This window comes from Paraburkholderia sp. 40 (assembly GCF_050434105.1).
In the GTDB taxonomy this organism is placed as follows: Bacteria; Pseudomonadota; Gammaproteobacteria; order Burkholderiales; family Burkholderiaceae; genus Paraburkholderia; species Paraburkholderia tuberum.
Genome location: NZ_JBNPVY010000004.1, coordinates 4341348 through 4354318 on the forward strand (window position 1 = coordinate 4341348; position 12971 = coordinate 4354318).

General features: G+C 59.2%; 9 protein-coding genes and 4 pseudogenes. 6 read left to right on the forward strand and 7 right to left on the reverse strand.

Annotated elements, in window-relative coordinates:
• Positions 1-87 precede the first annotated feature (87 nt).
• A pseudogene (locus tag OKW28_RS41930) lies at positions 88-260 on the forward strand (winged helix-turn-helix domain-containing protein); the annotation flags it as partial.
• A gap of 269 nt (positions 261-529) precedes the next feature.
• Here OKW28_RS41930 and OKW28_RS41935 read toward each other — a convergent pair.
• From OKW28_RS41935 to OKW28_RS41945, 3 genes and pseudogenes are all read right to left on the reverse strand, one after another.
• Positions 530-1000: pseudogene (locus tag OKW28_RS41935) on the reverse strand (HAD-IC family P-type ATPase); the annotation flags it as partial.
• A 307-nt stretch (positions 1001-1307) separates the two neighbouring features.
• Entirely contained in the window at positions 1308-2891 is a 1584-nt protein-coding gene (locus OKW28_RS41940; RefSeq protein WP_429454184.1) for a sensor domain-containing diguanylate cyclase, read from the reverse strand.
• A gap of 55 nt (positions 2892-2946) precedes the next feature.
• Positions 2947-4512, reverse strand: coding sequence for a putative bifunctional diguanylate cyclase/phosphodiesterase (locus tag OKW28_RS41945; protein WP_429454186.1), 1566 nt, complete (start codon positions 4510-4512; stop codon positions 2947-2949).
• Positions 4513-4748: 236 nt separating this feature from the next.
• Here OKW28_RS41945 and OKW28_RS41950 point away from each other — a divergent pair.
• From OKW28_RS41950 to OKW28_RS41960, 3 genes and pseudogenes are all read left to right on the forward strand, one after another.
• Positions 4749-4950: pseudogene (locus OKW28_RS41950) on the forward strand (hypothetical protein).
• Positions 4880-5167, forward strand: a complete 288-nt coding sequence (locus tag OKW28_RS41955) for a hypothetical protein (protein WP_429454655.1) — start codon at positions 4880-4882, stop codon at positions 5165-5167. The pseudogene OKW28_RS41950 and the gene OKW28_RS41955 overlap by 71 nt, the downstream one beginning before the upstream one ends.
• Positions 5168-5251: 84 nt before the next feature.
• The gene (locus OKW28_RS41960; protein WP_429454188.1) at positions 5252-5431 is read left to right on the forward strand and encodes a DUF1488 family protein; all 180 of its coding nucleotides are present in this window, start codon (positions 5252-5254) and stop codon (positions 5429-5431) included.
• Positions 5432-5649: 218 nt separating this feature from the next.
• Here OKW28_RS41960 and phoU read toward each other — a convergent pair whose 3' ends face one another.
• Together phoU and OKW28_RS41970 are read right to left on the reverse strand one after the other, a co-directional pair.
• The gene (gene phoU / locus OKW28_RS41965; protein WP_429454190.1) at positions 5650-6363 is read right to left on the reverse strand and encodes a phosphate signaling complex protein PhoU; all 714 of its coding nucleotides are present in this window, start codon (positions 6361-6363) and stop codon (positions 5650-5652) included.
• 408 nt (positions 6364-6771) lie between these two features.
• Positions 6772-7707 carry a GGDEF domain-containing protein gene (locus OKW28_RS41970; protein ID WP_429454192.1) on the reverse strand — a complete coding sequence of 312 codons (936 nt, stop codon included), beginning with the start codon at positions 7705-7707 and terminating at the stop codon, positions 6772-6774.
• 400 nt (positions 7708-8107) lie between these two features.
• On the opposite strand from OKW28_RS41970, the gene OKW28_RS41975 reads away from it, so the two are divergent.
• Positions 8108-8380: a DUF1488 family protein gene (locus tag OKW28_RS41975; RefSeq protein WP_429454194.1), complete on the forward strand. Its 273-nt coding sequence runs from the start codon at positions 8108-8110 to the stop codon at positions 8378-8380.
• An 892-nt stretch (positions 8381-9272) separates the two neighbouring features.
• On the opposite strand, the pseudogene aqpZ reads toward OKW28_RS41975, so the two are convergent.
• Both aqpZ and OKW28_RS41985 read right to left on the reverse strand, forming a co-directional pair.
• Positions 9273-9950, reverse strand: a pseudogene (gene aqpZ, locus OKW28_RS41980) (aquaporin Z); the annotation flags it as partial.
• A gap of 1245 nt (positions 9951-11195) precedes the next feature.
• The gene (locus OKW28_RS41985; RefSeq protein ID WP_429454196.1) at positions 11196-11786 is read right to left on the reverse strand and encodes a hypothetical protein; all 591 of its coding nucleotides are present in this window, start codon (positions 11784-11786) and stop codon (positions 11196-11198) included.
• A gap of 671 nt (positions 11787-12457) precedes the next feature.
• Here OKW28_RS41985 and OKW28_RS41990 point away from each other — a divergent pair.
• Complete coding sequence (locus tag OKW28_RS41990) at positions 12458-12937, forward strand: HU family DNA-binding protein (protein WP_429454198.1); 480 nt, start codon at positions 12458-12460, stop codon at positions 12935-12937.
• Positions 12938-12971 lie beyond the last annotated feature (34 nt).

Sequence of the window (12971 nt, forward strand, 5' to 3'; positions counted from 1 at the left end):
GCCTAAGATGGCCGCATACCTAAGGAAGGGATTGGCTGAGGCGAGCTTCACGGTTGATACGGCCGACAACGGGAACAATGGTCTATGCGGCGGGTGAAGCGAGCAGACGTACGCATCGACCTGACGGCACAGGAGTTTTCCTTACTGCAGTTACTCACCGAACGGCAGGGCGAAGTGCTGACGCGCACGTTCATCACTTCGCAAATCTGGGATATGAATTTCAAAGCGACACAAACGGTGTCGATGCCGCCGTCACACGAGCCTTGGAACGCGCGTGATGACGCGGCTGACCGGATGAGCGCCGCGTGGACGCGCGGCGAACCCCGCGTCGGCTGCGGTATGTACCGGTTGCTAGAAAAAACGATTGTCGAAGAAGAGTCGCGTTGAGTTCCGTCCAAGAGTATTCAGACGCATTCGAGGACTGCCACCAACGAATCGGCTTTCCTGCTGCTCGACCGGAGCGCGACGAATTGCCGAGCTCGCCAATAGTGTTGTAACGTCGTAAGCATCCCCGGTTTGGCGGCGGCTGTTACCGACGCTTCTTATCCGGCGACCACAACCGCAACGTCAGCGCGTTACTCACAACGCTGACACTACTGAATGCCATCGCCGCGCCAGCCACTACTGGATTAAGCAGGCCCAGCGCCGCCAGCGGTACGCCAACCACGTTATAGATGAACGCCCAGAACAGGTTCTGCTGAATCTTCCGGTAGGTGCGACGTGAGATGTCGATGGCGTCCGCGATGAGTGCCGGGTCACACCGCATCAACGTAATGCCGGCCGCGTGCATCGCGACGTCGGTCCCTGTCGCCATGGCGATGCCAACGTCGGTCGCTGCAAGCGCGGGCGCATCGTTGATGCCGTCGCCAACCATGCCGACCGTTCCACCGGACGCGCGCAGGTCAGATACGACGCGAGCTTTGTCCTCAGGCAGCACCTCGGCGCGCACGTCCTCAATTCCAAGCTTGTCGGCTACAGCACGTGCCGCACCCTGGTTGTCGCTCTGTCGGCCAGTGCGCTTGAAAGTCCTCAAGGAATGCATATCACTCTGGTTCGAGGTGATGGACCTCGAAATAGCGAAGCGGAAAAGGGAAGCTATGTTCGATGCCGACGATTGTCGGGATGTCTTAAGTCGCGGAGTTGAAGGTGAGGGTCGTTGGCATCGTCGGGCAACTGCGGGCGATGCTCGCTTGGGAGAAGCCGGATACCCGCATGGGCGAACATTGTTCGAGTCCGTACGATTGCCAGTTCATCGCATACTGCCGCAGTCAGGAGGCGCCTCCGCCCGAATTCCCGGTTGAGGTATTTCATCGGTTTCTAGTACGTGCCGCCTTGCGATGTTTCCACGCAGGGCCGAGGTCAGCAACCGCCCTCACCTGGTTTCGGCCGTTTGCCTTTGCATAGTAGAGCGCCTCGTCACCTTCGCGCAGCACTGAAAACGCGTCGCCGCCCAATCGCGGGTAACCGGTGGCGCAACCGACGCTGACCGTGACGACACCCAGGGCGCTCCCTGTGTGAGGCATGTTCATGGACGCGACTCTTTCGCGCAGCTGCTCTGCGAGCTCGAGCGTGGCCTCGGGCGGCGCGTCGGGCAGGATGATGACGAACTCTTCGCCACCATAGCGCACAGCCAGGTCACCGGGCCGACGAATCGTCGATGCAATACAGTCCGCAACGGCAACCAGCGCTTCGTCGCCCTTCGCGTGACCGTATGTATCGTTGTAGCTCTTGAAACTGTCGATGTCGACGAACAGGACGGAGAGCGGCATGCTGTTCCGACGTGCCCGCCGCCATTCTTCCTGGAGCCTGCTGTCAAGCACCCGCCGATTGTGCAGTCCGGTAAGCGTGTCGGTTCCGGCAAGCCGAACGAGTTCGGCCTGCGCGGCAACCCGTTCACGCAAAATCAAAGCGAGTGTCCATGAAAGCCCGGCGATGATAGCGCCGAACATCACCGTGAGCGCTCCAACCGCGGCGCTGCGCGTGCTCCACGCGTGAAGGACATCTTGCTCGGCTGGAGCAACCCCCACAATAAAGGGCGTGCCGGGCACATGTGCGTAAGTGAATATCCGGCGGACACCATCGATGGACGACGTTGCCGTGTATGACCCGGACGCACGCGTTGCCATCATGGGGAAAGAACCTGGCACACGGCGTCCAATGGCAGACTCGACGAACGGCTTCCGGGCCAGCAAGGTTCCGTCCTCCATCACGATAAAAGCCGAGCCGGCAGGCCCGACGTTCACCTTTTCGAGCAAAGACTGGAAGTAGTCCGTATGGAGCGCCACCACCGCGATGCCCGCGAATGCGCCGTCATTCCCGTCGATGCGACGGGTCAAAGCCACCGAGCAACACCCATTTCGCAGCCTCGAGCGGTATGGGTGAGAAATGAACAGGCCGGTGGATGCGCTGCGTTCATGCGCGCGGAAATAGTCCCGGTCTTCGAACAGGCCGGGGTGGGCAGCATTATGGTCGCCGGCGGCGATTATCGTGCCCGACCTGTCCATCACAAAGGCGCCGCCGAGGTGCAGGGCGGTGGTCGACCTGTCGAACAGCACCTCGCGCCGAATTGCAGCTGGAAGAGCCATGACAGAGGGCTGCTCGGCACCGTCAACCATGGCTTGGAGCGAAAGGCTGACCAGTTCAACGTTGCGAGCGATGTCGCCACTGATGACCGATACGACATTCGTGGACGTTTCGCTTGCGTGCGCAAGAGCCACGGAGCGCCCGTCGTACAGGGTCGCGATGGAAAGGCCCGCCATTGAAAGGGAAACGACCGTACCCACAAGACCGGCAAGGTGTGGGTAGCGCGAGAACAGGCGGCCCACGCGCGACGGCACACGCATTCTTCGGCGCGCAAGCAGGGTTTTCGAGGCCAGATGCTTCTCTTCCATCAATACCTTAACCATTTGTGAAGGAGGGGATACGGGTTGCACACGACCGTGCACGTCAGATTGCGCGCCGACAAGGCGCCAACAGGCCACGCATGTCATTAGCTTCGCTGTGTGGGCAGTTGCTGCTTCTGGAATGCAGAGATAGCGTCGTATGGCTCCGGTCTTCCCAACAGATAGCCCTGGATTTCATCGCAGTCCGCCGAGCGCAAAATCTCGAGTTGCGATTCGGTCTCCACGCCCTCGGCCACAACGATAATCCGTAGTTTGTGCGCCAACTCGATGACTGCCTCGACCACTGTCCTGGCCGCGCAGTCTGTCGCAATCCCGTCAACAAACGATTTGTCGAGTTCACGATGCGCGGCTGGAATGTCGTGAGATAGCTCAAGCTTGAATAACCGGTACCAAAATCGTCGATGGCAATACGTACGCCCAGGAGCCGGAGCTGCGCAAGGACCGCTTGCGCATGCTCAAGACTTTCCATCAATGTGGACTCAGTGATTTCGACGACAACCCGCGAACCTTTCATGTCGTGCTTTTTCAGCGCGCTCGCGATTGCTTCAGCAAGACCACTGTCCTGAAACTGTCTCGCCGACACGTTGATGGACATGCAGGCGCATTGCGGCCCTACCTTATCGAGGTCATGCAGTGCGCCGATAGCTTGCGGGATTGACCAGTATCCGACTTCGATGATGAACCCGGTCTCTTCCAGCAGCGGAACGAAGACTCCTAGAGATACGAGTCCGCGGCTGGGATGGTTCCATCGAATCAGAGCTTCGAGGCCAGTCAGCCGCCCCGACTTTGCGCAAAACTGCGGTTGATAGAAAAGCGTGAACTGATTCTTCTGTACCGCCTCGCGTAGCTCACGCTCGAGTTGCAGCCGGTCAAGGTCGCTTTGCTGCTCGGCTCCGAACAGCCGGTACGTATCGCGGCCAGCCCGCTTCGCAGCCTGGACCGCAAGGTCTGCGTTCGTAATGAGCGCCTCTGGTGAATTCCCGTGTTCGGGAAATAGCGCGGCACCAACGGAAAGGGTGACAGCAACGGTTTTTCCTTGCGCCTGCAACGGGCGACGGGCGCTAGCAACCAGCCGCCAGCATAGTAGGTCGATGTCCTTCCGCTGACTGTCCCCTGGCACGATGATGGCGAACTCATCACAGCCGTTCGGTCGCGCGACCACCGCGTTTTCAGGGACCATACCGCGGATACGTTTGGCGAGTTTCTCGATGACAATGTCGCCGGTGGCGTGACCTGCCGTGTCGTTGAGTACCTTGAAGCGGTCCAGGTCGACAAGCAACAGCGCGAAGCGTGATACGCCCGTGCAGCTGCCGGACAATGCATCCAGCATCGCTCGGCGACTAAGCAAGCCGGTCAGCTCGTCGTTTTGTCCCGTCACTTCACGCTGGCGAAGACGCGCCTGTTCTTCCATCGCATGGACAACGCTCCCGCTCCTCTTCAGTCGCACTGTCAAATAGCCGACAGCGAGAACGCCTAACGACGAAATGACATCGAACCCAGAAGGTTTCGTCCGGAGCGCTGCGGCCCCGCCGCAGGCGACGCATGCAGCAGCTACGGCGAACTTGTCGAGATAGCCAATCCATTGGTTGGGCGTGGGCGCGCGGGTCAAGCGTCCTCGGAGGACCAGGAGTAACTGGCGCGGTAGGTGTAGCACTTCGACTAATCTCTTGTTCGCAGACAGCTTATGGCCGCCGATTCAATTCACCGGCCGCCTTTCAGGCTCCATCCCTGAAAAGACAGCGCCTTAATGTCTTCCCCATTTTACGGCCGGTCGCGGTCGAACTTTAGCGCGGCGGGGATTCCACTCGCACCTGTGGTCATAGCGTGCCGGGCGTTCTCGCTTTCCTGAGGACCAGGCGAAGGACTACAAGCCTCCGGGAGCAGGCGCACATCCTTCAGCCGGAGCGATACGCCGCGAGTGGAACTATCACACGAGGCACCAGGCTGATTGAAGCCTCGGGCGTCCTGGGGCATTTTTGATTCTGAAGAAGAAGCTCAACACGCAGGGCTGGAATGGGCATGCGCATGGGTTGATGGCAACGGCTGACCGCTGGCTGATAAATCAGGTTGAACATTTATGGGACCGCCGCGTCTCCTCTCGCTACGCGGACATTGCCGAGCCGGAGCCAGCCTCGGAAGATACACCTCGTGAGGCGGTGCCCCCGTTGTCTTTTCCATTCCTGGTCGCTGTGTCCACCACAACAGCAGGCTTGGTTCACTTCGGTGTGGGGCCCCGTCCGGCCAAAGTAACACGCGCGATTTAATATGTATGCTCGCTGGCGGATGGCGGGAAATAGCCACTACTTAGCCGCTCCAACAAACCCTTCAGCGCGCCTTCGCATAGGAGAATGCACACGACGAGCCGTCTGTTTCCACCAAACAAGGCAACCGTTGTCTTTCGCGCTTCTTCGCAGCGACGTACCGTCGAATGCGCCATCACGCGACAAGCCCTGGTGCGGTATTTTTGGGCGCCCGCCGACGCTGACGAAGCGCGGTTATTGAAGGCATTCGCTGACGGAAGCAGATGAATCGAGGCCGTCGCCGAACGCAAAGTGCTGACCGGGCAACACGAGCCCGTCGTGCTGGACGCAACTGACTTCGCTGACCGGGACTTTGCCTGAGGCGGCCTACCGCCACCCGCCTCCGATGAAAGATTCGCAACGGGTAACGCAGGATATAACCAACTGTCCTGATTGGCGTCCGTGAGTGTCGACAACCGGACTACCGGGTCAGTTGCATCTCCTATTCAAGCCTTGCTACCGAGGGCATCGCGCTCAAGCTGTGCTTGCGATACATGGCGGACATCGGCACCCTTGACAGCGTAGACCACAAATTCGGCGATGTTCTTCGCGTGGTCGCCGATACGCTCGATGGCCTTCGCAATGAACAGGTAGTCCAGCCCAATCGAGATGGTTCGAGGGTCTTCTGTCATGTATGTGACGAGCTTGCGCACGAATGCCCGGAACTCGTTATCGATGGCTTTGTCATCCCGGACAATCTGTGCAGCGGCAACGGTATCCATGCGCGCAAATGCATCCAGCGCTCTGCGCAGGATGTGTAAGGCCATTTCGCCGGAGAGCCTGATTTCAGCGGCGTTGACGGTTACCGCCGCGCCGCTCTCGTGAATGCGCCGCAGACGTTTCACTATTTTCCGCGCCTCGTCGCCCGCGCGCTCGAGGTTCGTGATGCACTTTGAAGTGGTCATCAGGAATCGCAGGTCACGAGCGGCGGGTTGTCGACGCGCAATGATATGGCTGACTTCCTCGTCGATTGCGATTTCCATCGCGTTGAGCTGACGCTCACCCTCCAGGACGTTGTTCACGAGCGCCGGGTCGAAGTCGTTCAGAACCGCCAGCGCGTGTGCCGTCTGTGACTCGACGAGTCCGCCCATTTCGAGCAGCTTCGATGACAGGAGGTCAAGGTCCGCCTCGAACCTGCTGGAAAGGTGTTTTTCCGACATGTTCGTTTCTCCAAAAAAACGCCAGGGACGTAATTGTCGTTGCCTGCCGCGTCCCGTTTCATGGAGGGCCATTCGGTCATTCCGGCATCTGAGCGCCCCTGCAATCCAAAGTCCCACATCATCACGACCTGGAAAACCGTATATACCGTATTATCGTACGCCTCGCGTTCGATGTTCACAACAACAAATGTTGCGGGTCCGCCGGGAAGTACCGGAACCGGGTGCATACGGAAATATCAACGGGCACTCCATTCTCTTCGCGCTCTGATGTACGTAGCCATGGCGGCATTCACGGAGCGCACCAGACTGCGGTTTCCAGTGGTCGCGCTTCCGTATTTGCATACGGACACTTGCACGAAATTACACCAGCTGTCACGGAGTGTTCAGGTACCGGTACCGTTGCGATGGTTATCGCCGCTTCACCTGGTTCCGGCCCGCCCGTTTCGCTGCGTATAGTGCGCGGTCCGCTCGCGACAGTGCCCCGCGCGCATCGTCGGAAGGCAGGACCTCGCACACCCCGGCAGAAAACGCGTAGCGAATTCTCCGTCCCGCGTTTGTCCAGACTGTACGTCCAGACACCTCACGTCGCAGTCGCTCGATGGCGGCTGACGCTTCGTCCAGCGATGCGCCTGGAAGAACGATGAGAAACTCGTCGCCGCCAATGCGGCCAACAATATCCGACCGCCGTACAGCACCAAGGGTGGTCTGCGCAAAGTCCCGCAAAATGTCATCGCCCGCGAGATGGCCGTGGCGGTCGTTAATCTGCTTGTAACAGTCAAGGTCCAGTAGCGCGATGGAAAGTGGCGTCGCTGTCCGAATCGACGTTGAGATTGCGGCGTCGAAGAGAGCGAGCGCGTAACGTCGGTTGGCGAGTCCGGTTAGCGCGTCGCTACGCGCCTCAGCCTGGGCTGCATCTCTCGCGCGTTTCAACTCCTCCTCGCTCTGCTTCAGCTCGGATATATCTGAGCCGATTACGGTGACCCAGCCAGTCGGCAGCATCGATTCCGTCACCCAGAACCAGCGCCCGTCCATCAACTCGGTCGCGAGTTGCTGGCAACCGAGTTTCGCCCGTCGGCGCGCTCGAGTATCGGCGATAAACCCGAGCGGGTCTTCGTGGGAAAGCCGATGACCACATCCGTTTGCAACGCCGTGCAGGATGAGGTCTGTGAACGTTATCGGGTCATTGGCATAGTCAATCCTGAATACTTCATTCAGCGCAGCATTCGAGAACACCAGAACATCGTTCTGGTCGTACACGGCAATGGGCGTCGGCCCACAAGCCAATGAGCGTAACAGCGCAGCGTGAGCCACAACGTCGGAAGGCAGGTCTTCTACAGGTTTCATATGTCGTCGTCTCCTGACGAAGCACGGTGGAACCTTGTTGTCCCGTTCGACGCGCATGGCCCAGCGCCGTCACCGAAAATGCCATCCGGCCGTTTCTTTGTCTAAGGGATAGCCAACAGAAGAGTCATGAAAAATGTGTGCGCGACCTGGCCTGGTCGCCGATGCAACTACAAGGAAAGAAAATGAAAATCTCAGGCTATCGGGTCAGGAGAGGCGCCGCAGGGAACCATCCCGGCTGCCCTGCGCCCGCTACTCCATGGGATGCGGTGACGCTTCCGCTTACTAGAGGGCTTGACAGCGGTCAGCCCAGGGGCCGTCTGATTTATTATTGACCGGGGTATGCCAGCGGGTGCGCTCGGCGGCAACCCTGCGTTCGCGTCAGTAAGGAATCTATACAACCATGGACGACACCCTCGCCGCAGTACCCTGCCTTTCATCAGACGGAAAAGCGGTTGTTTTTGTTGTATCTGTTCGCACCCAGTCGGTGCAATGCTCAATCACCCGCGACGCGCTCGAACGGCATTTCTGGTTGCCGGCCGGCGCAAACCAGGCGCGCACATTGAAGGCTTTTGCCGACGGACAACAGCGCATTACGGCCGCCATTGAACGAAGGATGCTTAAAACGGGCGGAGTGCGGATAGCGTTGACCGCAACAGACTTTGCAGGTAGGTGATACGGTCCTCGCAGGGTAGTCCATACGCAAGGTTGCGCACTGACCTGACGTGCCATGCCGTGTACAGTCAATGCATGGTGAGGCTGAAGCTCGCAATCATCCCGATGGTTCGCTGGCCCGCATGGATGAAGTGCGCATCGCCGTTAGACTGTGATTGCATCACGGTCCTTTGGCATCTTAGAAATGTCATTTAGGCCGGCCCCGGTGGCGGCCTTTTCTTCGGCGTTGTTGATTCACTGGAGCGTGCGTATCAGACGCCTATAAGAAGCCGCCATGCCGGACGGTGACAGTTACCCCTGATGCCGCTCACCTTTACTTTTGATTGCAGAAAGCGAGTAGACGTCCGTCGCCGCGCGCATAGTGCGCCCGGCCTCCGTGTCCGCCGGCTTTCCGCAAACGGCGCTAAGCCAAACGTGCGGAGAAATACCATGAACTTCGGCCAGGAATCGCGCGTCCACCACGACGCCATGCTGTCGCTACAACCCCGCGAACCACGCGGATTCGCCGCCTTCTGGCTGTGCCTCAATACTCTCATTTCGTAAGCACTCGCATTTTTCCGCCGCACGCAAGCGATGTCATCGTTCAGCCATTGGCTGGCAGCCACGCAGCGGCCTGGCGCTAGGAAGCGCCGGCCATGCCTGTCACTACTTGCAGTACACCTGACGTGGTGGCGGGCCGAACGCTTAAAACTCGACTACCAGGCACTCACCGCGCTACTCAGAAGGGTTTTGCCTTGTCACCGCGTTTTCGGAACCCGCATGCCGGCAAATGCGGCTTTAGCCGACAAATGATGCCGTCGGGGCGTTACGGCGGGGGAAAACCGGTGACGCGGATTGCCCCTAATTGCAACCGGCCCCGGCGCAACGGCGGCGGTCGCGGCAGGGAACAATCGTGGATACAGAACCCCGGCGATAGCCGCTCCGACAATAGGCGCCACCCAGAACAGCCAGAGCTGGCTTAAGGCTGCACCGCCAACGAAAAGCGCGGGGCCGGTCGAACGAGCCGGGTTGACTGATGTGTTCGTGACGGGGATTGAAATCAGGTGAATCAATGTGAGGCACAACCCGATTGAAAGCGGAGCGAATCCCGAGACCGCACGTCCATCGGTGGACCCGAGAATCACCATAAGAAAGGCGAAGGTCATCACGACTTCGCAGACAAACGCCGCGAGCATCGAGTAGTGACCGGGCGAGTGTTCACCATATCCATTTGTCGCGAACCCGCTCGACACAAGGTCAAAGCCGGGAGAACCGTTCGCGATGACATAGAGCACGAGAGCGCCAAGCGCGCCACCAACAACCTGTGCGGCAATGTACGGACCGAGGTCCCGCACCGGAAAGCGGCCGGCGACCACCAGACCAACGCTGACAGCCGGATTCAGATGGGCACCCGACACGTGACCGACAGCGTAGGCCACCGTGAGGACGGTCAGCCCGAAGGCCAGGGCGACGCCTGCAAACCCTATTCCTGTGCCAGGAAATTTTGCGGCGAGGACAGCGCTTCCGCAGCCACCCAGCACTAACCAGAACGTACCAAATGTTTCGGCGCCGAGGCGCGATGTAAGGGACATTTCAAGACCTCCCAGTCTGCGTGTCGGCCCGACGGCAAGTGGACCTTCCATACACCTAACTGATACTAGACGGTAAAGACCACCGCGCTGAAGAATTTTCGGGTAGCGCACGGGGCTTCTGACCCAGCCATCGCAGGACTGAAGTAGCGAGCTACAGGGGACCTTGAGTCCTATGCGCGAACGGCGGCGATAGCCGCACAGCATTACCACCTACATCGGAACTGGACAGGCAAACTGGAACGACTGAATGGATTCAACGCGTCCTGCTTATCGTATTGTTCCGCATATAAATTAGTCGGCCATATCCTTAACCCTTTGAACGGCGTGCGCGCGTACCAGTGGGGGCCGCGACTTATGTGGAAGTCCTCGCCTCGATGGAGACCAGGCAGTGAAATCCGCCGATAAAGGCAGAAAAAACAAGAGCCCTTACACACCGCAAAACGTCGATGGCGCAATCGCCCATGTCAAGCGGGTCCTGCACGGAGATGTGGCAGATTCCTTATTCCCCAGAGCCTAATTGCATGAACGAGTTCTTCAGGCATTTGGGACGCCCGGACTCACTCCAGTCCAACAGCAGAGACTGCAACGACTGCTTGACCACACTCCCGGGCCTCCGGGCGTATGGGATTTACCCGGTTTCTCGACGCGTTTCCCGGGCCCGACCACACGACAATTGAGCGCATTGTCGGCGGAAGGCGACGGTAAGCCAGGCAGACGACCAGGGGCGCCTCTCGGTCACAAGCAACCTGCAAAAGCGACGGCTCCCATATCAGACGAGAAGCGAATGTGGCGGGAACGCGGCTTGCCTGCCTTAGACCACTGGGACCTTAATCGACGACGAAGCGCACTTGGCCGGTTAGAAGCCGGATTTCGTCCTTTTACGGGAAGGCCTTCCGCTTGTTCCTCAAGGAGCTCGCTTCCTTATTCTTTATAGGAAAGGGGCTCCTTTAATATCCAGAAGACTCTTTTTTAGAAGCTGTAGGTAGGGCGGTCTAAATGTCGGGGCTGGCGGTAGCCGTCTTCAGCGTGCTGAAGTGCCTTGGTCTGCGACAGTCGCAGCGCTCAGTTCAGTGCTGCGACTTCGTCGCCTATCAGACGGCTGCAGGCGGTCTGAATGTCGTACGTCGTACAGACCTTGAGTTCCTCTCTTAGCGGCTGTTCGCGCAGCTCGGCGACTGTGTCGTCCAGCGCCGTGTACTCGCTTTCCTTATAGATAGGGACCGGACGGCCGACTCGTTGGGTTCGTCACCTCTTTCCGCTTTCCACGGCATCCATGGTGCAACTGACGAACCAAGCGAGGGCTGGTGCCATTTCAGCCAGTGAGACTGAGGCAACCTGGAAAGTCGCGTCATCCATAACCGGCGCCGGGCGCGCTCTGTCCTCGCGCGAGTAAGCCTCGAACAGAACACCTGTTCGCGCAACTGAGACGAGCGCAAAAGCTGCTTTCTTTACCCGATGCGTGTCAGGGTTCGCGCCCGGCGAAGGTTCGTCAATCGACTGGAGCGAATGGATAAGTTCCCGCAGCGAATTGTGCAAGCGCCACGCGTTGTACAAAGGATGGTGAATCACGAACAGAAAACGGTGTCGACTGACGCCCGAAAGCGTGCTCGCCGCGCTCCCCGTCTCCAGGTACTTCTGCTCCTGCGGCGGGACAATCTCGACATGCTCGTCGATGAACTGGGCGCTGCGGACGCTTTGGGCGACGGTGTCGCGCTGGAACTCCGCGCACTTCGCCGGACCGATGCTAGTGTCGTCCTCTTTCGGGGCCACCGGCGCTGCAAGGGTCTCGCACGACACGAACACCAGCAGCAGCACCCCCGCGATTAACTGCCACATGCTCATCCTCCCTCGATAGGACCCAGTCTATCGGTACGGTCGAGCGGCGCTCGGTTAGCCCGTTCGCCTGCGCCATCGCAGCGAGTCGCATCCAGCCGGTTACGCCACGAACCTTCATCACGTCGGGCATCAGGTCGTCCGGCGCACCAGCGTCTATTGCGGTGGCGTAGCGGCCGGAGCAATCGAAGGCGCCGCTGGCAGTACGGTGTAGGACGGGCATGGGAAGCCGGACAGCCCGAACGTTTATACCGTGATTTCGTCCGTCGGCGTCATTTCCGTCTCCATCGTGTCTGCCGCGTTGGCGGGCGGGCAAACACAGCCACGCTATTTCAAGGATAAAAAGCCGTGTCGAAACGTCAAGCTAAAGCGCGTCGCAGGTGACGTCTGACTGCCAGAGAGCCGGTCTGTTCGATGGTTCCGCCATCACTAAGGTCCCACTCGAAGCCACGGTCCGTAGGATTTCACTGGCCGAATGTCCCTAAAGCAGAGTACAGGTCACCGTTTTATTAACTTCTACGCCAAAAATCCCTTGGTTTAAGGCCTCAGACGTTGCGTCTTCATGCCGGTGTTGTTACGCTGGCGCCCAACCCGAGGTTTTGTACCTTTGCGTTAGTCGGTGACGATGCAAAGGCAAAGGTCTTGGGCAACCTTTGACTAGAAGCGAGGAACTCATGGCAACCACCACCACGAAGAAAACTGCGGCTCCGGCTACGAAGAAAGCCGCCGCTCCGGCAACGAAGAAAGCCGCCGCTCCGGTTACGAAGAAAGCGGCAGCACCGGCCAGCAAGAAAGCTGCTGCACCGGTTGCGAAGAAGTCTGCTGCGGCTGCTCCCCTGAAACCTATCAAGGACTCGTTCACGAAGGCATCGCTGACGATTCATCTGGCAGAGCGCTCAGGCGTCGAACCCAAGGCGGCAAAGGCGTTGATGGCTGCGCTTGAAGAAACGGTGCTCGCATCGATTCACAAGAAGGGCGCGAAAGAGTTCACGCTCCCCGGCCTGCTGAAGGTTGTCGCGCAAGACGTACCCGCCAAGAAAAAGCGCTTCGGCAAGGACCCGTTCACGGGTGAAGACAAGTGGTTCGCGGCGAAGCCCGCTTCGGTGCGGCTTAAGGTGCGCCCGCTGAAGAAGCTGAAGGACGCCGCACTGTAAGCGAAAGTGTTCTGACGTGATAGCGCCCCTCGCG

Coding starts and splice junctions, on each gene's coding strand:
- OKW28_RS41940 (WP_429454184.1), bottom strand. CDS start 2,891: ATGGAAGAGAAGCATCTGGCCTCGAAAACCCTGCTTGCGCGCCGAAGA.
- OKW28_RS41960 (WP_429454188.1), top strand. CDS start 5,252: ATGCACACGACGAGCCGTCTGTTTCCACCAAACAAGGCAACCGTTGTC.
- phoU (WP_429454190.1), bottom strand. CDS start 6,363: ATGTCGGAAAAACACCTTTCCAGCAGGTTCGAGGCGGACCTTGACCTC.
- OKW28_RS41970 (WP_429454192.1), bottom strand. CDS start 7,707: ATGAAACCTGTAGAAGACCTGCCTTCCGACGTTGTGGCTCACGCTGCG.
- OKW28_RS41975 (WP_429454194.1), top strand. CDS start 8,108: ATGGACGACACCCTCGCCGCAGTACCCTGCCTTTCATCAGACGGAAAA.
- OKW28_RS41985 (WP_429454196.1), bottom strand. CDS start 11,786: ATGTGGCAGTTAATCGCGGGGGTGCTGCTGCTGGTGTTCGTGTCGTGC.
- OKW28_RS41990 (WP_429454198.1), top strand. CDS start 12,458: ATGGCAACCACCACCACGAAGAAAACTGCGGCTCCGGCTACGAAGAAA.